General features: G+C 74.1%; 16 protein-coding genes. 6 read left to right on the plus strand and 10 right to left on the minus strand.

Features of this window, described 5'->3' with window-relative positions:
- The first annotated feature begins 354 nt into the window (after window positions 1–354).
- Entirely contained in the window at window positions 355–666 is a 312-nt protein-coding gene (locus GC722_RS02455) for a YbaB/EbfC family nucleoid-associated protein (protein ID WP_156607547.1), read from the plus strand.
- Window position 667: 1 nt separating this feature from the next.
- Window positions 668–1,267: a recombination mediator RecR gene (gene recR, locus GC722_RS02460; RefSeq protein ID WP_156607549.1), complete on the plus strand. Its 600-nt coding sequence runs from the start codon at window positions 668–670 to the stop codon at window positions 1,265–1,267.
- A 445-nt stretch (window positions 1,268–1,712) separates the two neighbouring features.
- On the opposite strand, the gene GC722_RS02465 is transcribed toward recR, so the two are convergent.
- The 10 genes from GC722_RS02465 to GC722_RS02505 all read right to left on the minus strand — a co-directional run bounded on the left by GC722_RS02465 (window position 1,713) and on the right by GC722_RS02505 (window position 14,895).
- Window positions 1,713–2,699, minus strand: coding sequence for an NAD-dependent epimerase/dehydratase family protein (locus tag GC722_RS02465; RefSeq protein ID WP_331714315.1), 987 nt, complete (start codon window positions 2,697–2,699; stop codon window positions 1,713–1,715).
- 8 nt (window positions 2,700–2,707) lie between these two features.
- On the minus strand, window positions 2,708–5,419 hold the full coding sequence (locus GC722_RS02470; protein WP_331714316.1) for an alpha/beta fold hydrolase: 2,712 nt from the start codon (window positions 5,417–5,419) through the stop codon (window positions 2,708–2,710).
- The gene (locus tag GC722_RS02475) at window positions 5,416–6,453 is read right to left on the minus strand and encodes a 3-oxoacyl-ACP synthase III (RefSeq protein ID WP_156607551.1); all 1,038 of its coding nucleotides are present in this window, start codon (window positions 6,451–6,453) and stop codon (window positions 5,416–5,418) included. Before GC722_RS02475 ends, GC722_RS02470 begins: the two co-directional genes overlap by 4 nt.
- A gap of 85 nt (window positions 6,454–6,538) precedes the next feature.
- Window positions 6,539–7,900, minus strand: coding sequence for an MFS transporter (locus tag GC722_RS02480; RefSeq protein ID WP_197429706.1), 1,362 nt, complete (start codon window positions 7,898–7,900; stop codon window positions 6,539–6,541).
- Window positions 7,897–8,925, minus strand: coding sequence for an ABC transporter ATP-binding protein (locus tag GC722_RS17510; protein ID WP_197429707.1), 1,029 nt, complete (start codon window positions 8,923–8,925; stop codon window positions 7,897–7,899). The genes GC722_RS02480 and GC722_RS17510 overlap by 4 nt, the downstream gene beginning before the upstream one ends.
- Entirely contained in the window at window positions 8,922–9,974 is a 1,053-nt protein-coding gene (locus GC722_RS17515) for an ABC transporter ATP-binding protein (protein ID WP_197429708.1), read from the minus strand. Before GC722_RS17515 ends, GC722_RS17510 begins: the two co-directional genes overlap by 4 nt.
- 1 nt (window position 9,975) lies before the next feature.
- Window positions 9,976–10,839, minus strand: a complete 864-nt coding sequence (locus GC722_RS02490) for an ABC transporter permease (protein ID WP_156607555.1) — start codon at window positions 10,837–10,839, stop codon at window positions 9,976–9,978.
- 1 nt (window position 10,840) lies between these two features.
- Entirely contained in the window at window positions 10,841–12,169 is a 1,329-nt protein-coding gene (locus GC722_RS02495; RefSeq protein WP_156607557.1) for a metal-dependent hydrolase family protein, read from the minus strand.
- Between the two features lie 112 nt (window positions 12,170–12,281).
- Window positions 12,282–13,217, minus strand: coding sequence for an ABC transporter permease (locus GC722_RS02500; RefSeq protein WP_197429709.1), 936 nt, complete (start codon window positions 13,215–13,217; stop codon window positions 12,282–12,284).
- 4 nt (window positions 13,218–13,221) lie between these two features.
- Entirely contained in the window at window positions 13,222–14,895 is a 1,674-nt protein-coding gene (locus tag GC722_RS02505) for an ABC transporter substrate-binding protein (protein ID WP_156607559.1), read from the minus strand.
- 168 nt (window positions 14,896–15,063) lie between these two features.
- On the opposite strand from GC722_RS02505, the gene GC722_RS02510 reads away from it, so the two are divergent.
- From GC722_RS02510 to ileS, 4 genes are all read left to right on the plus strand, one after another.
- Window positions 15,064–15,906 carry a helix-turn-helix transcriptional regulator gene (locus GC722_RS02510; protein ID WP_156607561.1) on the plus strand — a complete coding sequence of 281 codons (843 nt, stop codon included), beginning with the start codon at window positions 15,064–15,066 and terminating at the stop codon, window positions 15,904–15,906.
- Window positions 15,907–15,917: 11 nt separating this feature from the next.
- Window positions 15,918–17,129 carry a MalY/PatB family protein gene (locus GC722_RS02515; protein ID WP_197429710.1) on the plus strand — a complete coding sequence of 404 codons (1,212 nt, stop codon included), beginning with the start codon at window positions 15,918–15,920 and terminating at the stop codon, window positions 17,127–17,129.
- A 64-nt stretch (window positions 17,130–17,193) separates the two neighbouring features.
- The gene (locus tag GC722_RS02520; protein ID WP_331714317.1) at window positions 17,194–17,778 is read left to right on the plus strand and encodes an LURP-one-related/scramblase family protein; all 585 of its coding nucleotides are present in this window, start codon (window positions 17,194–17,196) and stop codon (window positions 17,776–17,778) included.
- A 269-nt stretch (window positions 17,779–18,047) separates the two neighbouring features.
- On the plus strand, window positions 18,048–20,979 hold a 2,932-nt coding region (gene ileS, locus GC722_RS02525; protein ID WP_156607750.1), incomplete at its 3' end, for an isoleucine--tRNA ligase.

Consider the following 20,979-nt stretch of genomic DNA (forward strand, 5'->3'; position numbering starts at 1 on the left):
TCCCGGCGGTCGGCCCGGCGGCGGTCCGACCGCGCCGCTGTCCGCGGCCAGGTCCGAGGCCCGGGCCAGCATCCGGCCCACCCGCTCGGGCAGCCGGGAGAGCGGCCCGGACCCCGACGAGGACGCCCGCCGCGACGACACCGACCTCGACGACCTCGTGGCCAGCCACGACGAGCTGCTCGCGCTGCACCTCGGGGCGGAGCTGATCGCGGAGGAGACCGAGGACCGCTGAGCGCGGCTGCGGCGACCACGCCGGTCCTCGCATAGATTTGGGGTTGCACGGTGCGCCGTGCGGAGGCTGCAGGGCGCAGTCCACCGGGCCGAGGCCCGGGAGCGAGCAGGGAAGAGGACGCGATGCTGCCCGAGGGAACGGACATGTCGGGGCTGCTGGCGCAGGCCCAGGCCATGCAGAGCCAGATGATGCAGGCGCAGGAGGAGCTGGCCCGGACGACGGTCGAGGGCACCGCCGGCGGCGGGCTGGTCACCGCGGTGATGAGCGGCACCGGTGAGCTCAACTCGCTGACCATCGCCCCCGAGGCCTGCGACCCGTCGGACACGGAGTCGCTGGCCGACCTCGTCGTCGCCGCCATCCGCGACGCCTCCAAGAAGGGTCAGGAGCTGGCTGCCGCCAAGATGGGTCCCCTGGCCGGAGGCCTGGGGTTCTGAGTTGTACGAGGGTCCGGTCCAGGAGCTGATCGACGAGCTGGGGCGGCTGCCCGGCGTCGGTCCCAAGAGCGCGCAGCGGATCGCCTTCCACCTGCTGTACGCCGGCTCGGAGGACGTCGAGAAGCTCGCCGAGGCGCTGCTGAAGGTGAAGCAGACCGTGCGCTTCTGCGAGGTCTGCCACAACGTCTCGGCCGAGGAGCGGTGCCGGATCTGCCGCGACCCGCGCCGCGACCGGACGTCCATCTGCGTGGTCGAGGAGTCCAAGGACGTGGTGGCGATCGAGCGCACCCGCGAGTTCCGCGGCACCTACCACGTGCTGGGCGGGGCGATCAGCCCCATCGACGGCATCGGCCCCGCCGACCTCACCATCCGCGAGCTGGTGATGCGGCTGGGTGACGGGACCGTCCAGGAGGTCATCGTGGCCACCGACCCCAACCTGGAGGGCGAGGCCACCGCCACCTACCTGAGCCGGCTGCTGCTGCCGATGGGGGTCCGGGTGGCCCGGCTCGCCAGCGGCCTCCCGGTCGGCTCCGACCTCGAGTACGCCGACGAGGTCACCCTCGGCCGCGCCTTCGAGGGCCGCCGCTACGTCGAGGCCTGAGCCCGCCGTCCCGCCCGCGCCCGCCCCAGCCTCAACCGCTGTCCGGGCACCTCCACAGCCCCTCCGGTCCCGTTTCACAGCCGTCCCGGTGCCGCTTCACAGCCGCACGTGGCCCTTCACAGCCGTTGCAGCTGCTGTGGAGCCGACGCACGGGCTGTGAAGCGCACGATGCCGCCCGCACGGAGCTGGGGACGTCCACGCCCGGGATCTGGCTCCGGCCACTCCGACGCCGCGCCTTCACAGCCGTCCGTGGTGCTCCACAGCCGTTCCAGCGGCCGTGAAGGGGACCTAGCGGCTGTGAAGGGGACCTAGCGGCTGTGAAGCGGCGCCGGAGCTGCTGTGAGGGGAGCGAGCGGCTGTGGAGCGGCGCCGGAGCGGCTGTGAAGGTGCCCCGAGGGCTGTGAAGGCGGATGGGTGGGACGGGTCCGGCGGGCGGAGGCGCGCGTCAGGCGTCGGGGTGCTCGGCGTACCAGGCGGCGAGGCGCCGGAAGCCCTCGTCCAGCGGGACGCGCGGCCGCCAGTCGAGCAGCTCCCGGGTGCGGCGCTGGTCGAACCAGTGCGCGGTGGACAGCTGCTCGGCCAGGAAGCGGGTGATCGGCGGGTCGGACTCCACGTCGTGGCCGAGACGGCGACGCAGCGCGACGGCGCCCTCCACCACGGAGCCGGCGGCGACGGCCAGACCCGCCGGCACCCGGCGCTGCGGACGCGGGACGCCGGCGGCGGCGCACATGCCGGCCAGGATCTCGCTGATCATCCGCGGCTCGCCGTTGCTCACCACCAGCGGCTCCCCGGAGGCCACGTGGGCTCGGTCCACCGCCGCCACGACCGCCTCGGCGGCGTTGTCGACGTAGGTGGTGTCCATCATCGCCGCGCCGTGGCCCAGCAGCGGCAGCCGTCCCCGCCGTGCCCGGGCCACGATCCGGGCCACCAGCTGGGTGTCACCGGGACCCCACACCAGGTGCGGTCGCAGCACCGCCACGGCCAGCCGGCCCGGGTCGGCCGCGGCCAGCGCCACCCGCTCGGCCATCGCCTTGCTGCGCGCGTACGGCCCGCGGGCGCGCTGGGGGTCCGCGGGCTCCGCGGGCACCCCGACCAGGGCGTGCCCCGCGTGGGCCACCGACGGTGAGGACACGTGCACCAGCCGCCCCACCCGGTGACGGCGGCAGGCCACCACGACGTTGCGGGTGCCGTCGACGTTGGTCGCGGCGTACTCCTGCCAGGGCCCGACCACGTTGACCTTGGCCGCCAGGTGCACCACGGCGTCCTGCCCGGCGACGGCGGCGGCCACCGCGGCCGCGTCGCGGACGTCGCCGCGCCGCTCGCGCACGCCCTCCACGCTGGCGGGCCGGCGCTGCAGCACGGTGACCTCGTCGCCGCGCGCGACCAGCGCACGGGCCACCGCACCGCCCAGCATCCCGCTGGCCCCGGTCACCAGGATCCTCACCGGCGACGCCCCCGCAGCCGCAGGCGCGGCCGGCGCGGCACCAGCGCACCGGCCCGACCGCCCGCCAGCACCGTCGCGGCCCAGCGCGAGACGGCCGTCCGGTCGATCTTCGACTGGTGGCGGATGTCGACCGGCAGCGCCGGCACGCACAGCACCGCGGCCACCGGCACCCCGGCCAGCTCGCGCACCGCGGCCGCCAGCTCCGGCGGGGCGGGCGGCGTCCTCGGCGTGCCCTCCTCCGGCACCACGACGACGACCACCTGCTGGGTCCCGGCCGGACCGACGCCGGCCACGCAGGCCTGCCGGACGGCGTCCAGGGTCTCCACCCGCTGCTCGATCCCCACCGGGGTGACCGGGCCGTCGGCGGTGTGCACGACGTGCACCCGCCGGCCCTCCACCCAGACGCGGCCGTCGGCGTCGAGGTGGCCGACGTCGCCGGTGCGGTGCCAGCGCGGCTCGGGGGTGGCGGCGTGCTGGGTGGCCCACAGCCGGTCGTAGCGGTCCTTGACGTGGGCGGCGGTGACCTCGAGCTCGCCGGTGGTCCCCGGGGTGGTCACCGGGTCGCCGTCCGGCTCGCCGGGGGTCCGCGGCAGCGGACGGACCCGCAGCTCCACACCCGGGCGCGGACGTCCGACGCAGACGCCGTCGCCGGTGCCGACCTCCTCCAGCTCGGTCAGCGTGATGTCGGTCAGCGGCAGCGCCTCGGTCATCCCGTACGGGGTGTGCAGCTCGGCGGCGGGGACCAGCCCGGTCAGCCGCCGCAGCAGCGACACCGGCACCGGGGCACCGGCCGACATCAGCCGCCGGACACCGGCCAGCGCCTGCCGCTGGCCCGGGGTCAGCTCGTCCGCGGTGCGGACCACGCTGGCCAGGGCGGCGGGGGAGGCGAACACCACGGTGGCGCCCAGCCGCGACACCGCGTCGGCCAGGGTGGCGGCGGTCAGCGTGCCGGGGGCGGTGACGTCCATGTCGGGCACCGAGGCCGGGACCCCGAGCGCCGGCCCGTAGAGCGCGAACGGCGCGAACGCCGCCACGAAGCGGTCGTGCTCGCCGAAGCCCATGGTCTCGCGCAGCACCTCCAGCTGGGCGGCCAGCTGGCTGAGCCGGTACACCACGCCCTTGGAGGGACCGGTGGCGCCGGAGGTGAAGAGCACCGCGCAGTCGGCGTCGCCGTGCGCGTCGAGGGCCGAGCGGCGGACCGCCTCGAGGTCGGCGTCGGAGCGGCGGCCGGCCGCCCGCAGGCCGGCCAGGTCCTGCTCGACGCGGAGCGCCCGACGCAGCCGGGGGGCCAGCTCGCCGGCGACGACCCGGCGTCCGGGCACCCGCATGGCACGGGTCGCGGCCAGGGCGGCCGGGATGCCGACCACGACGTCCGGCCCGGCGCCGCGGAGCGCCCGGGCGAGGGGACGCAGCCCCAGACCGGCGTCGGCGACCACGATGACCGCCCCGATCCGCCAGCAGGCGTAGACCAGCACGGTCAGGTCGATGCCGGGCGGGACGAGGGTGGCCACCCGCTGCCCGGGCCGGACCCCGAGGGACAGCAGGCCGCGGGCCACCGCGGTGACGTCGGCCTCCAGCTCGGCGAAGGAGATCGTGCGTCCCGAGGCCACCTCGACCACGGCGGTGGCGGGGTCGTCGGCGCGCGCGCTCTGGCGCCACCACGGCGGCCGGGGCGAGCCGTCCGCCGCCGCCGCACCCGGCTCGGCGTCAGCCGCTGCGACGCCCTCGGGCCCCGGCGGCTGCGCACGTCGCGGCGCCGGCTCGCGGTCGACCCGCTCGGCCACCCAGGCCCAGACGGTGCCGGCGTACTCGGGGCGGTCCTCGGTCACCAGGTGGGACGCGCCCTCCCAGCGGTGCACGTCGGCCTGCGGCAGCCGGGCCATCAGGTCGCGCAGGTGGGCCTCGGTGAAGACCGGGTCGCGGGGCCCGCGCAGCAGCAGGGCGGGGACGTCGAGCTCGCGCACCGCCTCGGCCACCCGGTCGAGCTCCGCCCGCGTGGGGTGGTCCCGCTCCAGCGGCACGTCGGCCACGAACTGCCCGATCCGGCCCCGGTCGGCGGGGGAGCGGTAGGGGCGCAGCAGCCCCGCCCGGACCGCCCGCGGCAGCGGCGGCCGGGAGAGCGCCGCCGCCCCGTGGACGAAGGTCGGGGTCCGCACGCACACGGTCTCGAGCAGGGCCGGGGTCCGGGCCAGCCGGATCAGTCCGGAGAAGGTGACGGCCGGGTCCTGGTGGAGGGCGGTGTTGGCCAGCACCAGCCCGCGGAGCAGCTCGCGGTGCCGGGTGGCCCAGCCGCTGACGACCGGGCCTCCCCAGTCGTGGCCCACGGCGACCACGGGGCCGGAGAGCCCGAGCGTGCCGGTCAGCCGGGTGAGGTCCTCGACCCGCTGCGCCATCCGGCGCGGGGAGTCCAGGTCACCGGCGGCCGGCTCGGAGAAGCCCATGCCCAGCTGGTCGGGGGCGATCACCCGCCAGCCCTCCGGGCAGGTGGCCAGCAGCCGCCGCCACAGGTAGGACCAGGTGGGGTTGCCGTGCACGCACAGCAGCGTCGGCAGCGCCGCCACCTCGGCCGGCGGCCGGGCGGCGTGGGTGTCGAGCAGGTGCCAGCGGCGGAGGGTGCCCTCGGCGTCCGGGGACTCCACCGTCCGCGACCAGGCGGGGTCGAGGTCGCCGGGCCAGTCCCCGGCCGGCGGTCGCGGCGGGGTGCTCACCAGACGATGTCGGCGAAGGAGGTGTTCAGACCGGAGCCGATGCCCAGCAGCATCACCCGGTCGCCGCTGCGGAAGCGGTCCTGCGAGGCGGCCAGCGTGAACGGCGCCGCGGCCGGGCCCATGTTGCCGAACTCGGGCAGCGAGAGCGGGAACTTCGCCTGGTCCAGCCCCAGCTTCTGGCACAGCGCGGTGATGTGCACCAGCGAGGTCTGGTGGGAGACGAGGTGGTCGACGTCGCTCCAGCCGAACTCCTCCTCGGACTCGAGGAAGGTCTCCAGGGCCAGCTGCAGCCCGGCCTCGAAGAGACCCCTGGTGTCGGTGCGCATGAACGACATGTCGCCGACGCAGAGGTTGTTGTGGTGGGTGGCGGCCCGGTGGGAGCCGCCCAGCAGACGGTGCCCGCCGCTGACCTTGTCGGCGCGGCCCAGCACCATCGCCGTCGCCCCGCAGCCCAGGGTCAGGGTGGCGAACTGCTCGCGCACCTCGGCCACGGTGGTCTCCGGGCGCTGCAGCCGGGCGATCGCCTTCTCCTGCAGACCGCGGACGTTCTCGCTGTTGACGATCAGCGCGTAGTCGATCTGGCCGGCGTCGATCATCGTGCCCGCCACCTGCATGCCGTTGATGAAGCCGAGGCAGGCGTTGGACAGGTCGAAGTTGAGGCAGGTCCGCGACAGCCCGATGGCGTCGTGCACCTGCACGGCCGCCGACGGCTCGAGGTGGTCGTGGCTGACCGAGCTGTTGATCAGCAGACCGACCTGGCCCGGCTCGACACCGGCCTCGGCCAGCGCCTTGGCCCCCGCCTCGGCGGCGCCCTCGGAGAAGCTGACCCCCTCGGGCCACCAGCGGCGGGCGACCACGCCGGCCAGCTGCTCGAACTTGCCCGGGCTCATGCCGAGCCGCTGGTAGGTCTCGGCCAGCTGCTCGTCGATCCACGCCGAGGTGACCCGCTCCGGGGCCTCCACGGCCGTCGCGGAGCAGATGACGGTGTTGCTCAGCCTGTAGGTGCCGTCGTGGTGCTGTGCGTCACTGCCCATGGCAGGCCTCTCTCCCGGTGCCGATACCACCGGGCCCCCGACCGCTACGCCAGCGTGGGAGGGACCTGGTGCTCGGGTCAGTGTTTCACGCCGCCCCAACCCCGCCGGTGCGGCCCGGTCGCTCGCGGGAGGTGAGGGCCACCGCCACCAGGCCCGCGAGCACGGCCGCGCCGAGCAGGTTGACCGAGGGGTAGCCGCCCACGGCGAGCACCGGCCCCGACAGCGCCGCCATCGCGGCGGCGACCAGGTTCATCGCCGAGTCCACGGTGCCCTGCAGCCGCATCCGGGCCTCGTCCGGACCGCCCTGGGCCATCAGCGCCGAGCCCCCGATCAGGCAGGCCGACCAGCCGAGCCCGAGCAGGCCCAGCGCGACCGCCAGCCACCAGTGACCCCCGCCCTCGGCGCCGTGCCCGGCGGGGGAGAAGGCGCCGCCCAGGAAGGCCAGCACGAACAGCACCACGCCGACGGCCAGCACCGTCCGGGCCCCGGCCCGGTCGGCGAGCCAGCCGAAGAGCGGGCTGGCGGCGTACATGCCCAGGATGTGCACGCTGATCACCAGCCCGACCAGGTTGAGCGACATCCCGTGGTGGGTCATGTGGACCGGGGTCATGACCATCACCGAGACCATCATCGCGTGGCCGGCCACCACGGCGACGATCCCCAGCCGGGTGGCCGGGTGGCGCAGCGCGGCACCGACGACCACCCGGGCGGGCGTGCGCGGGGCCGCGTCGGCGGACGTGCGGGTGCGGGTGGGTGGGATGCCCACCACCAGCACCAGGGCGGAGGCCGCGAACACGACCAGCGAGAACAGGTACGGCCCGGCCGGTGCGGGGACCCCGAGCCCGACGCCCAGGTCGGAGCCGACCTGGGACAGGTTGGGCCCGATCACCGAGCCCACCGTGGTGGACCAGATGACCAGCGACATGGTCTGCGCCCGGCGTCCGGGCCGGGCGAGCTCGGCCGCGGCGTAGCGCGACTGCAGACCGGCCGCGGTGGCCGAGCCGAACAGCAGCATGCCCAGCAGCATCAGCACGAACCAGCCCAGCACGGCCGACACCAGGACGGCCAGCGCGCCGAGGGCACCCAGGCCGAACCCGACGCCGAGCCCGATCCGCCGGCCGTGGCGCGAGGCGAGCTCCGACAGCGGGATGGCGACGAGCCCGGCGCCCACGATGGAGGCCGTCTGCGCGGTCCCGGCCGCCGAGGCGGTCCCCGCGAGCTGCTCGGCCAGCACGCCGCCGACGGCCACCCCCGAGGCCACGCCGACCCCTGACAGCAGCTGGGCCGCGACGAGCACGGCCACCCGACGGCCACCGCCGGGCGGATCGGTGACGGGCTGCCCGCCGGCCGGTGGTGCGGCGGCGGTCTCGTCCAGCGGTGCGACCACCCCCGGCTCGCCGACCACCGGCGGCTCGTCCTGCGACGTCGTCCCCGGACGCTCGCTCACGCCACGACCTCCTCCAACGGGTAGTGGCATTCGACCACGTGCCCGGTGGAGGAGACCAGCCGCGGCGGCGCCACCTCGGCGCAGGTGGCGGTGGCGATCGGGCAGCGGGTGCGGAACCGGCAGCCGCTGGGGATGGCGGTCGCCGAGGGGATCTCGCCCTGCAGCAGGACGCGCTCGCGACGGTAGGTGGGGTCGGCCACCGGCTGCGCCGAGATGAGCGCCTTCGTGTAGGGGTGCGCCGGGGCGGAGAAGATCTCGTCGACCGGCCCCTGCTCGACGACCCGGCCCAGGTACATCACCCCGACCGTGTCGGCGATCTGGCGCACGACCGGCAGCCCGTGGGCGATGAACAGGTAGGTGAGCCCGAGCCGCTCCCGCAGCTCGGCGAGCAGGTTGGTGATCTGGGCCTGCACCGAGACGTCCAGGGCCGAGACGGCCTCGTCGGCCAGCAGCAGTCGCGGCTCCAGGGCGATGGCGCGGGCGATGCCGACCCGCTGCCGCTGCCCGCCGGAGAGCGCCTTGGGGCGCTGGCGCATGCGGGAGGTGTCCAGCCCGACCTGCTCGAACAACGCCGCCACCCGGTCGTCGAGCTCGCTGCCCCGGAGGCCGCGGTGCACCCGCAGCGGCTCGGCCACGATGTCGGCGACGCTCATCCGCGGGTCGAGGGACCCCAGCGGGTCCTGGAAGACCACCTGCATCTGCTGGCGGGTCCGGCGCAGCTGGCGGGGCGACATCGCGGTGAGGTCGCGGCCCTCGAAGTGGACACGCCCGCTGCTCGGCTCCGTCAGCCGCAGCGCCAGCCGGCCGAGGGTGGACTTGCCCGAGCCGGACTCCCCGACCAGGGCGAAGGTGTGGGCGGGGGGCAGGTCGAGGGAGACGTCGTCGACGGCTGTCAGCGTCCGCCGCGAGAACAGCCCGGCGCCCTTCGTGGTGAAGTGCTTGCTGACGTGGTCCAGGCGCACCAGCGGGGCGGTGGGGGGCCGCACGGCACGGTCGCCGCCGGGGACGGTGGTGGTGGTGCTCATCGGGACAGCTCCTCGGCTCGCCAGCAGGCGGATCGTCGGCCGCCGTGGTCGGCCAGCTCGGGCACCCGGTCCGCGCACAGGTCGACCGAGTGGGGGCAGCGCGGGTGGAACGAGCACCCGGTGGGCAGGGCGGCCGGTGAGGGCACCCCGCCGGGGATGGTGACCAGCCGTGCGGGCCGCTCGTCGACCATCGGCGGGATGCACCGCAGCAGCCCGCTGGTGTAGGGGTGCAGCTGCTGGTCGAACAGGGCGACCGGTGCGGCGTCCTCGACCACCCGTCCGGCGTACATCACCACGACCCGGTCGGCCAGCTCGGCGGCCACCGCCATGTCGTGGGTCACGAGCAGCACGGCCATCTGCTCCTCGGTGCGGAGCCGGTCGACCAGCTCCAGGATCTGGGCCTGGATGGTGACGTCGAGGGCGGTCGTCGGCTCGTCGGCGATGAGCAGCCGCGGTGCGCAGGCCAGGGCCTGGGCGATCATCACCCGCTGGCACATGCCCCCGGAGAGCTGGTGGGGGTAGGTGTCGAGGACGCGCCGGCCGTCGACGATCCCCACCTCGGCGAGCAGCTCGGCGAGCCGGCTGCGCTCGGCCTGCCGGGAGGCCTTCCCGTGGCGACGGCGCAGCGCCTCGGTGAGCTGGGTGCCGACGGTGCAGACCGGGTCGAGGGAGGACATCGGCTCCTGGAAGACCATGGCCAGGTCGCGACCCCGGAGCCCGGCCGTGACCGAGGGGTCGGAGACGATGTCGTGGCCCAGCACCTCGGCCCGGCCGCCGACGGCCATCGCGGGGTCGCGCTGGGTGAGGCCCATCACCGTGCGGGCGGTGACGGACTTGCCGGACCCGGACTCCCCGACGAGGCAGACGATCTCTCCCGAGCGGACCTGGAAGCTGGCCTCCCGGACCAGCGGCAGCCGGTCGCCGGCGGGGGTGCGGAAGGTGACGGTCATGCCGTCGAGGGCGAGCAGGGTCTCCCGGGTGGGTGCCTCCTCGTGGGACGCCGCCGCGAGGGCGGGCGGTTCGGTCGTGGGGCTGCTGCCGATGCTCATCTCAGACCTCCAGTCGGTCGCGCAGGGAGTCGCCGAGCAGGCTGATCGCGATCACGGTGAGCGTGAGCACGAGGCCGGCGATGGTGGTGATCCACCAGGCGGTGGCCATGTAGGGCTGGCCCGTGGACAGCACCTGCCCCCAGTCGGGCACCTCGTTGCGCGGGCCGAGGCCGAGGAAGCTCAGCGAGGCAGCGAGCACGATGGAGGTGCCGACGTTGATCGTGCCGAGCACGACCACCGGGGCCAGCGAGTTGGGCAGCACGTGCCGCCACAGGATCCGGAAGGCGGAGAAGCCGTTGCTGCGGGCGGCCTCGACGAAGAGCCGGCTGCGGATCACCATCACCTGCCCGCGCGCCACCCGGGCGAAGACGGGGACCAGGGCGAGCCCGACGGCGAGCACCAGGTTGCGGGTGCTCGGCCCCAGCGAGGCCGCGATGAGCAGGGCGGTGAGGATCCCGGGGAAGGCCATCAGCACGTCCAGCAGCCGCCCGACGAGCATGTCGACCCATCCGCCGGCGTACCCCGCGACGAGTCCGATCGCGGACCCGACCACCAGGCCGAGGACCGTGCTGCAGACCCCGATGAGCAGGGCGCTGCGGGTGCCGTGCACCATCAACGTGTAGAGGTCGCGGCCGTACTGGTCGGTGCCGAAGACGCCCTCCCCCGGCGGCATCAGCACCAGCGAAGGGCGCAGCCGCGTGGGGTCGTCCGAGGCGAGCAGGCCCGGGGCCACCGCGGCGAGCAGCAGCAGCAGCACCCAGACCGCGGCCACCCAGGTCACGCCGGAGTGGCCACGCAGCCGGCGCAGTCCCGGGACCCGGCCGGCGAGGCTGACCGGCAGCGCCGGCGTCGTGGTGATCGCCATCTCAGCGCTCCTGCCCGGGAGCCGTGGCCACCAGCGCCTGCTGCTCGGTCTCGAGCAGCTCGGTGGTGACCTCGGTGCGGACGTGGCGGCCGAGCAGCTCCTTGGGCTTGGTGCTCAGCACCATCTGCTTCTGCGCCTCGGTCAGGGTGGGCATCGCCGGCAGCGGGTCGGGGGTGAACGGGGTGCCGGCGGTCATCACCCAGCGCAGGTCGTGCAGCGCGGCGACCCCCTTCCTCGGGTCCCCGGCGACGGCGATCAGGTCGGCGGAGTGACCCACCGACAGCCGTCCGGTCACGTCGGCCAGACCGAGGGCCTCGGCGGCCAGCGAGGTCGCCGCGACCAGCACGTCGGCGGTGGGCATGCCGGCCTGCTCCATGCCGACCAGGCCGTGCACCAGCCCGTAGTGGGGGTTGTTGTTGATGCCCGCGTCGGTGGAGGCGATCACCTTGCCGCCCATCGCGTTGATCTCGACGTAGGGCGGCGGACCCTCGTCGAGCAGGTCCGCGATGACGGGGCCGAGGTGGCTGGCGGTCGGCGAGACGTAGATGCCGCGGTCGACGATGCGCTGGGCGAGCTCGCGGTCGAAGCTCCGGCTGCCGTCGGTGCGCACGAAGGAGCAGTGCTCGAGGGTGTCGACGCCGGCCTCGACGGCCCGGGCGATGCCCTCCACCCCGTGCGCGTGGGCGGCCACCCGCAGCCCCACCCGGTGCGCCTCGTCGACCACCGCCGTCAGCTGGGGGGTGACGAACTGGGCGAACCAGGGGGCGCTCCCGCGGGTCATGAAGCCACCGGTGGACATCACCTTGATCAGGTCGACACCGTGCTTGTGGTGGCGTCGGACGACCTTGCGCACCTCGTCCTCGGTGTCGGCCTCCCCGCCCATGTACCAGCAGTGGCCGCCGGTGACGGTGATGGGGGAGCCGGCGGTCAGCATCCGGGGTCCACGGGCGTCCCCGGCGGCGATGGCGTCGCGGACGGCGAGGTCGAGGTAGCCGCGGGCGCCCAGGTCGCGGGCGGTGGTGACCCCGGCGCTGAGCAGCTGCCGCGCGCTGCGCAGCATCAGCGCCACCTGCCGGGCGTCGTCCTCGGCCAGCATCCGCGCCACCGGGTCGTCGGAGCCGTCGAAGCACAGGTGGACGTGGGCGTCGATCAGCCCGGGCATCACGGTGACGGCCCCCAGCGCGGTGACGGGCAGCTGCCCGTGCTCGGCGGGCAGCTCCGCGGCCGGGCCCAGCCAGGCGATGCGGCCCTCCAGCACCACCAGGGCGCCGTCGTCGACCTGCTGGCCGGTGGCCGGGTCCTGGATCCGGTCGGCGGTGATCACGCTCATGCTGGGTTCCCTTCGTGGTGTTCGGGACGGGCGGTGGGGCTGGTGCCGGCGGCCGGCGGGGGAGCGGCGGCGGGCCGGGTGCCTGGTCGGCGCGACGGGGTGGGCACCGGCCTCACCCCTTGCCCACGGCGACGCGGATGCGCGGGTCGATGACGGAGTAGGAGACGTCGACCACGATGTTGATGAGCACGTAGAGCACGGCGATGACCAGCACGACGCCCTGGATGACGGGGAAGTCGCTGGTCGACACGCCCTGGACGAGCATCTGGCCGATGCCGCGGCGGGCGAAGACCGTCTCCACCACGACGGCGCCGGCGATCAGGGCCCCCAGCTGCAGGCCGACGATGGTGACGGTGGGGATGATCGCGTTGCGCAGCACGTGGCCGACCACCACCTGGCCCCGGGTGAGGCCCTTGGCGTACAGGGCGTCGACGAAGGTCTCACCCATCAGCTCGAGCATGCTGTTGCGGACCAGCCGGGTGACCGTGCCGGCCGCGGACAGCCCGAGGGCCAGGGCGGGCAGCACCAGGGCGCGCACGCCGCCGCTGCCGGTCGCCGGGAAGAGCGGCAGCGTGAAGGAGAACAGCATCAGCAGGATCAGCCCCACCCAGAACGAGGGCATCGCGGTGCCGACCAGCGACAGGGTGCGGATCAGGGCGTCCGGCCAGCGGTTGCGCCACACGGCGGCCACGGTGCCGAGCAGGATCCCCGCCACCGCCGAGACCGCCGCGGCGGCCACCGCGAGCTGCAGCGTGGGGCCGATCTGCTGGCCGATCATCGTCAGCACCGGCTGACGGCTGGCGTAGCTGGTGCCCAGGTCGAGGGTGAGGGCGTCCCCGACGAACTTGAGGTACTGCAGCCACAGCGGTTGGTCCAGCCCGAACTGCAGCCGCAGCGCCTCCTGCGCCTCGGGGGTGGTGGGAGCACCGGCGGTGACCGCGGAGACCGGGTCCCCGGGCAGCACCCGCAGGGCCAGGAAGAGCAGGACGGTCACGCCCAGGATGGTGGGCACGCCGATCAGGACCCGGCGCACGATCAGGGAGAGCACGGCGTCACCTCGTCAGGTAGGAGTCGTAGAAGATGGGGTAGCCCTCACCGTCGAAGCGCACCCCGGCCAGCCCGCTGGCGGCCGAGAGGTAGGTGGGGACGTAGATCGGCAGGCTGTAGGCCCGCTCCATCACCGTGTGCTGCAGCTCGCTGTAGAGCCGCATCCGGGTGTCGGTGTCCAGCTCCTGCTGGGCGGCGAGCAGCTCGTCGTCCAGGTCGGTGACCCGGGCCATGTTGTAGCCGCTGCGCCCCTCCGCGGGGAGGAAGCTGGAGTGGTAGATGCTGTACATCACGTTGGGGTCGGCCGAGACCAGCGAGAGCCCGGCGATGTCGTAGGCCTGCTGCTGCTGCGCGGCCTGCAGCCCGGCGGTCTGCTCGAGGCGGATGTCCACCTCGACGCCGACCTCGCGCAGCCCGGCGCGGACGAACTCGGCGATGTCCTGGCGGTTCTCCCGGTTGGGGGAGCCCTCGATGTAGCGGATCGTCAGCGGCTGGCCGTCGCGGCGGCGCACGCCGTCCTCCCCGGGCGTCCACCCGGCCGCGTCGAGCAGCCGCGCCGCCTCGACGGGGTCGTAGGCGAGGGTGTCCGCCGCGGTGGGGTCGCTCCCGGCGGTGGTCGGCGCCAGCGGGGAGGTGGCGTGCTGGTAGGCGCCGAAGTACAGGGCCTTGACGATCGAGGGGACGTCCACGGCCTTGAAGACGGCCCGGCGCACCGCCTCCTCGGCCAGCGGACCGGACTCGGTGTTGGCGAGCAGCTGGTAGGGGGCGCCCGACTGCTGGGTCTCGGTGTAGGTCACGCTCTCGTCACGTGAGAGCACCTGGGTCTGGGTGGGCGGGACGGCGCCGATCATCTGCACGTCCCCGTTGCGCAGGGAGCCGACGCGCACGGTGGCGTCGGGGATGATCTGGAAGGTGAGCTGCTCCAGGTAGGCCGGGCCCTGGTGCTGGGCTCCGGGCGGCGCCCAGTCGTAGTCGGGGTTGCGCTCCATCACGATCCGGTCGGCCGGCACGTAGGAGACGAAGCGGAAGGGGCCGCTGCCCACCGGCGCCACCGTGAACTCCTGCGGGGTCACCGCGCCGGCCGCGGTCGGGGAGACCATCCCCAGGAACGGTGAGCTGAGGTTGGTCAGGAACGGCGCGTAGGGGGCGGAGAGGACGACGCGGGCCACGTCGCCGGAGGCGCTGCACGACTCGTAGGGGCCGACCAGCCCGATGGCGTAGATGGAGGCCGAGTCGGGATCGACGATGCGGTCGAGGTTGTAGCAGACCGCCTCGGCGTCGAACGGCGTGCCGTCGTGGAAGGTGACGTCGTCGCGGACGGTGAAGGAGTACACCGTGTCGTCCTCGCTGATCTCCCAGGAGGTGGCCAACCACGGCTGCGGCTGGCGGTCCTCGTCGAGGGTCACCAGGGAGTCGAACATCTGACGCATCGCCCGGGCGTCCTGCGCCGCCGCGGTGGTGTTGGGGTCGAAGCCGAGGAAGGGGCTGTCCACCGCCAGCGTGGCCGACCCGCCCGGCCGCGGGGGGCCGGGCTCGGCGGCGGTGGGGCCGGGGCTGGTGCAGCCGCTCAGCAGCAGCAGCGGGGCGGTCAGCAGGGTCAGCAGGCCCCGGACCGCTCGGCGGGTGCGCCGGCGGCCCGTGGAGGGGTCGTGCGGCCGGGGCGGCTGGGTGGGTGTCATCGGGCGGTCCTCCTGGTGCTCGGTGGCCCGAAACTATGACGCCTTGTTGAAGACCTACAATCGTTGTCACGTGACTGTTACGCTCGTTGACACAGTTGTCGCATCCGCCCTCGACAGTGGTGCCAGCACCACAGGCGATGTGCCGTCCCCGCACAGGAACGAGAGCTCATGAGCACCACCGACCACCGGCGTCCGGAGGAGGAGGTCGACGGATCGATCGCCCGCAGGTCCCGGCTGCTGGCCAGCCCGCTGGTGGCCAAGAGCGTGGACGGCGAGCGGCTCATCGCCGTCTTTACACAGCTCGTTGAATCGCTGGGTCCTGCGCTGCCGCCCACGAGCGAGCTCGTCCTGCACGACCTCAGCCAGCTGCCCAACTCGATCGTGGCCGTCAGCGGCGACGTCACCGGACGGAAGGTGGGCGACCCCGCCACCGACATGCTGCTCGAGGCGGTCAGCCGCGGCCGGCTCGGGACGCGGCTGGGCTACCGCACCACGCTCCCCGACGGGCGGGTGCTGACCTCCTCCACCATGGTCATCGACGACGTCGCCGGCCGGCCCGTGGCGGCGCTCTGCATCAACTCCGACCTGGCCGTGTACGAGCAGATGCACGCGGTCGCCGTCACCATGCTCGGCCTGGCCGAGGGGGCGCCGCCGGCTGCCGGCACGTCCCGCGCGACGCCCAGGCCCGACACCGTCGCCGGCGGCGGAGCGGCCGGCGGGACGGTGCCGGCGGTGCGCGAGACCTTCGTCCGCGACGTCGACGAGCTGGCCTCGCTGCTGCTCCACGAGGCCCTGGACGAGGTGGGGGTCCCGGTCGAGCTGATGCGCAAGAAGCACAAGCTGCAGGTCGTCGCGAGCCTGCGCCGGCGCGGCCTGTTCCTGCTCCGGGACGCGGTGGAGATGACGGCGAGCACGCTGCACGTCACCCGCTTCACCATCTACAACTACCTCAACGAGCTCGACTCCGACGGCGACGGTGCCGACGACACCTCCCCGACCCCCATCCCGTGAAGGAACAGCCCGTGACCACCACCTCGACCACCCACCCCTTCGACGACATCAGCATCGACCAGCTGCGCGCGGTCGGCGGGCTGAAGTGGAGCAGGTTCCCCGAGGCGATCGGCGCCTTCGTCGCCGAGATGGACTTCGGCCTCGCCCCGGTGGTGCGCGAGGCGGTGCAGCAGGTCACCGACGCCGGTCTGTTCGGCTACCTGCCGCCCCGGCTCGGTGCCGAGATGCAGCAGGCCACCGCGGACTACTACGCCCGCCACCACGGCTGGGAGGTGCCGGTCGAGCACGTCCGCCCGCTGCCCGACGTGCTGGCCGGGCTGACCGCGGTGATGGAGCACTTCGCCCGGCCGGGGGCGGTGGTGGTGCTGACCCCGGCCTACATGCCCTTCCTGACCCTGCCCGGCATGGCCGGGCGCGAGGTGGTCGAGGTGCCCATGCTGCGGAGCAGCGACCCGTCCGGCATGCTGCGGAGCAGCGACCCGGCGGGCACCGGGGACGACTGGTCGCTCGACCTGGCGGCCGTCGACGCCGCCTTCGCCGCGGGGGCGACGATGCTCGTGCTGTGCAACCCGCACAACCCGATCGGCAAGGTCTACCGCGCCGAGGAGCTGCGGGCCCTGGCCGAGGTGGTCTCCCGCCACGACGGATTCGTCTTCAACGACGAGATCCACGCCCCGCTGGTCTTCAGCGGCCACCGGCACGTGCCCTACCCGACGGTCTCGCCGGAGGCGGCGGCGCACACCGTGACGGCGACGAGCGCCTCGAAGTCGTGGAACCTGCCGGGGCTGAAGTGCGCCCAGCTCATCCACTCCGACCCCGACCTCGCCGCCCGCTGGGCCGAGGTGGGGGTGATGGCCGAGCACGGGGCGTCCAACCCCGGCGTGGTGGCCAACACCGCCGCCTACACCCGGGGCCAGGAGTGGCTGGACGACGTGCTGCGCTACCTGGACGGCAACCGGCAGCTGCTGCGGCGGTGGGCGCAGGAGCACGCCCCCCAGGTCGCCGTCACCGTGCCCGACGGCACGTACCTCGCCTGGCTCGACTGCACGGCCCTGGGCCTGGAGCGGCCGGCGGAGCACATCGCCGAGCAGGCGGGGGTGGCGCTGGTCGACGGGGCCCTGTGCGGGGCCGCCGGTGCGGGCTGCGTCCGGCTGAACCTGGCCACGCCCCGACCGGTGCTCAGCGAGATCCTCAGCCGGCTCGACTCCGTGCTGACCCGCTGAGGCCGGCCGGCCGCGACGGCGGTCGTCCGGGTCGACTGGCACGGCCGTTCGCTAGCCTGCCGGCGTGACCCAGATCCCCGCCCCGAACTCGCTCGAGCGCTTCGCCCTCAAGCAGCGGCTGTCGATGATGACCAACCGCTTCGAGGTCCGCGCCGGCGGACCCGACGGGCCCGTGGTGGCGCTGGCCCAGCAGAAGCGGCTGGCGCTGCGCGAGGCCGTCACCTTCTACGCCGACGAGCAGCGCTCGCAGCCGCTGTTCGGGTTCAGGGCGCGTCAGGTGATGGACCTCAACGCCGGCTACGACGTCACCGACGCCGCCGGAGCCCCGCTCGGCTTCTTCCGCAAGGACTTCGGCCAGAGCCTGCTGCGCTCGACCTTCCACGTCGAGGTCCCGTCGCTGGGGCTGCGCGCCTCCGGCTCCGAGCGCAGCCAGCTGGTGGCCCTGCTGCGCCGCTTCACCGACTTCAGCTGGCCGGTGCACTTCGACTTCGCCACCGCCGAGGGTGTGCCGGTGATGTCGGTGGAGCGGCAGTGGAGCCTGCGCGACGCCTACGCCGTCGAGCTGCCGAGCGGCCCGGGCGGCGCCCGGATGGACTGGCGGGTGGCCGCGTGCCTGGCGGTCGCCTGCGACGTGCTGCTCAGCCGCTGAGACAGCGCCCCGGCCCGGCCCGCCCGGCCCGGCGCGCCGGACGCCACCGGTCCGGGGCGCGCTAGGATGGGCACGCCGCAGGGCGTTGACGGGGCCATCACCTCACGAGCCGGTGGAAGAACGGTGCGCGAGCACTCACTAGACCCACCAGCGGCGCGACGCGAGTGGGCTGTCCCGGCAGGTGACGGGCGGTCAAGGAGGGTGGTACCGCGGGCCAGGTCGGGTGACCGGGTTCGTCCCTCCACCAGGCACGCACGAGGGACCACCCGATGACCGACACCACGCAGACCCGCCCCGGCTACCGCGCGGTCCCGGCCCAGATCGACCTGCCCGCCATGGAGCGGGAGGTGCTGCGGCGCTGGGAGGAGCAGGACACCTTCGCCCGCACCCTGGCCGACAGCCGCGGACGTCCGGGCTGGACGTTCTACGAGGGCCCGCCCACCGCCAACGGCACCCCGGGCACCCACCACATCGAGGCCCGGGTGTTCAAGGACGTCTTCCCCCGCTTCAAGACCATGCAGGGCTACCACGTCGAGCGCAAGGGCGGCTGGGACTGCCACGGCCTGCCGGTGGAGCTGGCGGTGGAGAAGGAGCTCGGTCTCAACGGCAAGCCCGACATCGAGCGCTACGGCATCGAGGCCTTCAACGCCCGCTGCCGCGAGGCGGTGCTGCGCAACGTCGACCTGTTCGAGCAGCTGACCGAGCGGATGGGCTACTGGGTCGACACCGAGCACCCCTACCGGACCATGGACGCCGGCTACGTGGAGTCGGTGTGGTGGGCGCTGCAGCAGATCTTCGACAAGGGTCTGCTGGTCGAGGACTACCGGGTGACGCCCTACTGCACCCGCTGCGGCACCGGGCTGAGCGACCACGAGCTGGCCCAGGGCTACGAGACGACCGTCGACCCCTCGGTCTACGTCCGGCTGCCGCTGACCTCGGGCCCGCTCGCCGGCCAGGCGGACCTGCTGATCTGGACCACCACCCCGTGGACGCTGCCCTCCAACGCCCTGGTCGCCGCGCACGCCGACGTCGAGTACGTCGTGGCCCGGTCCGAGGGCGCGACGCCGGTGGTGGTGGCCCGCGACCTGGTGGCCTCCGCCCTCGGCGAGGGCTGGCAGGCCGGCGAGTCGTTCACCGGGGCGGAGATGGTGGGCTGGCGCTACGCCCGCCCCTTCGAGGTGGTCGAGTGGCCCGGTGACGGCCACTACGTGGTCACCGAGGACTACGTCACCACCGAGGACGGCACCGGGCTGGTGCACCAGGCCCCGGTCTTCGGCGCCGACGACTTCGAGTCGGTCCGCCGCCACGGCGTCGCGCTGGTCAACCCGGTCGACAGCCGCGGCCGCTTCCTGCCCGAGGTCGGGCTCGTCGGCGGGCAGTACTTCCGCGACGCCAACGCCGCCCTGATCGAGGACCTCGGCGCCCGCGGGCTGCTGTTCGCCCACAGCGACTACGAGCACTCCTACCCGCACTGCTGGCGCTGCCACACCCCGCTGATGTACTACGCGCTGCCCTCCTGGTACATCCGCACCACCCAGGTCCGCGACGAGCTGCTGCGCGAGAACGAGCGGACCACCTGGTACCCCGAGACCATCAAGCACGGCCGCTACGGCCACTGGCTGACCAACAACATCGACTGGGCCCTCTCGCGCAGCCGCTACTGGGGCACGCCACTGCCCATCTGGCGCAACGACGCCGACCCCAGCCAGCTGCGCTGCGTCGGCTCGCTGGCCGAGCTGTCCGAGCTCACCGGGCGCGACCTGTCCGAGCTGGACCCGCACCGGCCCTTCATCGACGACGTGACCTTCACCGTCGACGGCGTCCCGGGGACGTTCCGCCGGGTCCCGGAGGTGATCGACGCCTGGTTCGACTCCGGCTCGATGCCCTTCGCCCAGCACGGCTACCCGCACGCCGCCGGGTCGGTGGAGGCCTTCGAGCAGGCCTACCCGGCCGACTTCATCTGCGAGGCCATCGACCAGACCCGCGGCTGGTTCTACACGCTGATGGCCGTCGGCACCCTCGTCTTCGACCGCTCGGCCTACCAGAACGTGGTCTGCCTGGGCCACATCCTGGCCGAGGACGGCCGCAAGATGAGCAAGCACCTGGGCAACATCCTCGACCCGATCGAGCTGATGGACACCCACGGCGCGGACGCCGTGCGCTGGTTCATGGCCGCCGGCGGCTCGCCGTGGGCGGCCCGCCGGGTGGGGGACCAGACGATCGGCGAGACCGTCCGCAAGGTGCTGCTGACCTACTGGAACTCCGTCGCCTTCCAGGCCCTGTACGCCCGGGCCAACGACTGGACGCCCACCGGGGAGGCCCCGGCCGTGGCCGAGCGGCACGTGCTGGACCGCTGGCTCGTCTCGGAGACCCAGACGCTGGTGGAGCGGGTGACGGCCGCGCTGGAGGACTTCGACACCCAGCGCACCGGCACCCTGGTCGGCGAGTTCGTCGACGGGCTCTCCAACTGGTACGTCCGCCGCTCCCGGCGGCGCTTCTGGGAGGGCGACCCGTCGGCGCTGTGGACGCTGCACGAGACGCTGCGCACCCTCACCCTGGTGATGGCGCCGCTGGCGCCGTTCATCACCGAGCGGGTCTGGGACGACCTCTACGTCGCCTCCGGCAGCGTGGACGTCGACTCGGTCCACCAGGCGTCCTGGCCGGTGGCCGACCGCGCGCTGGTCGACGAGGAGCTCGCCGCCGCGATGTCGCTCACCCGCCGGATCGTCGAGCTGGGCCGGGCGGCCCGGGCGGAGGCGAAGCTGAAGATCCGTCAGCCGCTGCGCCGGGTGCTGGTGCCGACCGCCTCGGCGGCCCGGCTGAGCGAGGAGCTGCGCGCCGAGGTGGCCGCCGAGCTCAACGTCGGCTCGGTGGAGCCCTTCGCCGGCTCCGCCGACCTGGTCGACTACACCGCCAAGGGCAACTTCCGCGCCCTGGGCAAGCGGTTCGGCAAGCAGACCCCGCTGGTGGCCCAGGCCGTGGCGGCCGCCGACGCGGGTGCGCTCGCGGCGGCGCTGGCCGACGGCGGACGGGCGGTCGTGACGGTGCCCGAGCTGGGTGAGGTCGAGCTGGGGGCGGAGGACGTGCTGCTCAGCGAGCGTCCCCGCGAGGGCTGGTCGGTGGTCAACGAGCAGGGCGAGACGGTGGCGCTGGACCTGGAGCTGACGCCGGCGCTGGTCCGTGCCGGGCTGGCCCGGGAGG

It is taken from the genome of Auraticoccus cholistanensis (assembly GCF_009742705.1).
Taxonomy (GTDB): Bacteria; Actinomycetota; Actinomycetes; order Propionibacteriales; family Propionibacteriaceae; genus Auraticoccus; species Auraticoccus cholistanensis.

What these genes read in the sequence shown, in the direction of transcription:
- GC722_RS02455 (WP_156607547.1), top strand. Translation starts at nt 355, where the DNA reads ATGCTGCCCGAGGGAACGGACATGTCGGGGCTGCTGGCGCAGGCCCAG.
- GC722_RS02475 (WP_156607551.1), bottom strand. Translation starts at nt 6,453, where the DNA reads ATGGGCAGTGACGCACAGCACCACGACGGCACCTACAGGCTGAGCAAC.
- GC722_RS17510 (WP_197429707.1), bottom strand. Translation starts at nt 8,925, where the DNA reads ATGAGCACCACCACCACCGTCCCCGGCGGCGACCGTGCCGTGCGGCCC.
- GC722_RS17515 (WP_197429708.1), bottom strand. Translation starts at nt 9,974, where the DNA reads ATGAGCATCGGCAGCAGCCCCACGACCGAACCGCCCGCCCTCGCGGCG.
- GC722_RS02490 (WP_156607555.1), bottom strand. Translation starts at nt 10,839, where the DNA reads ATGGCGATCACCACGACGCCGGCGCTGCCGGTCAGCCTCGCCGGCCGG.
- GC722_RS02495 (WP_156607557.1), bottom strand. Translation starts at nt 12,169, where the DNA reads ATGAGCGTGATCACCGCCGACCGGATCCAGGACCCGGCCACCGGCCAG.
- GC722_RS02505 (WP_156607559.1), bottom strand. Translation starts at nt 14,895, where the DNA reads ATGACACCCACCCAGCCGCCCCGGCCGCACGACCCCTCCACGGGCCGC.
- GC722_RS02510 (WP_156607561.1), top strand. Translation starts at nt 15,064, where the DNA reads ATGAGCACCACCGACCACCGGCGTCCGGAGGAGGAGGTCGACGGATCG.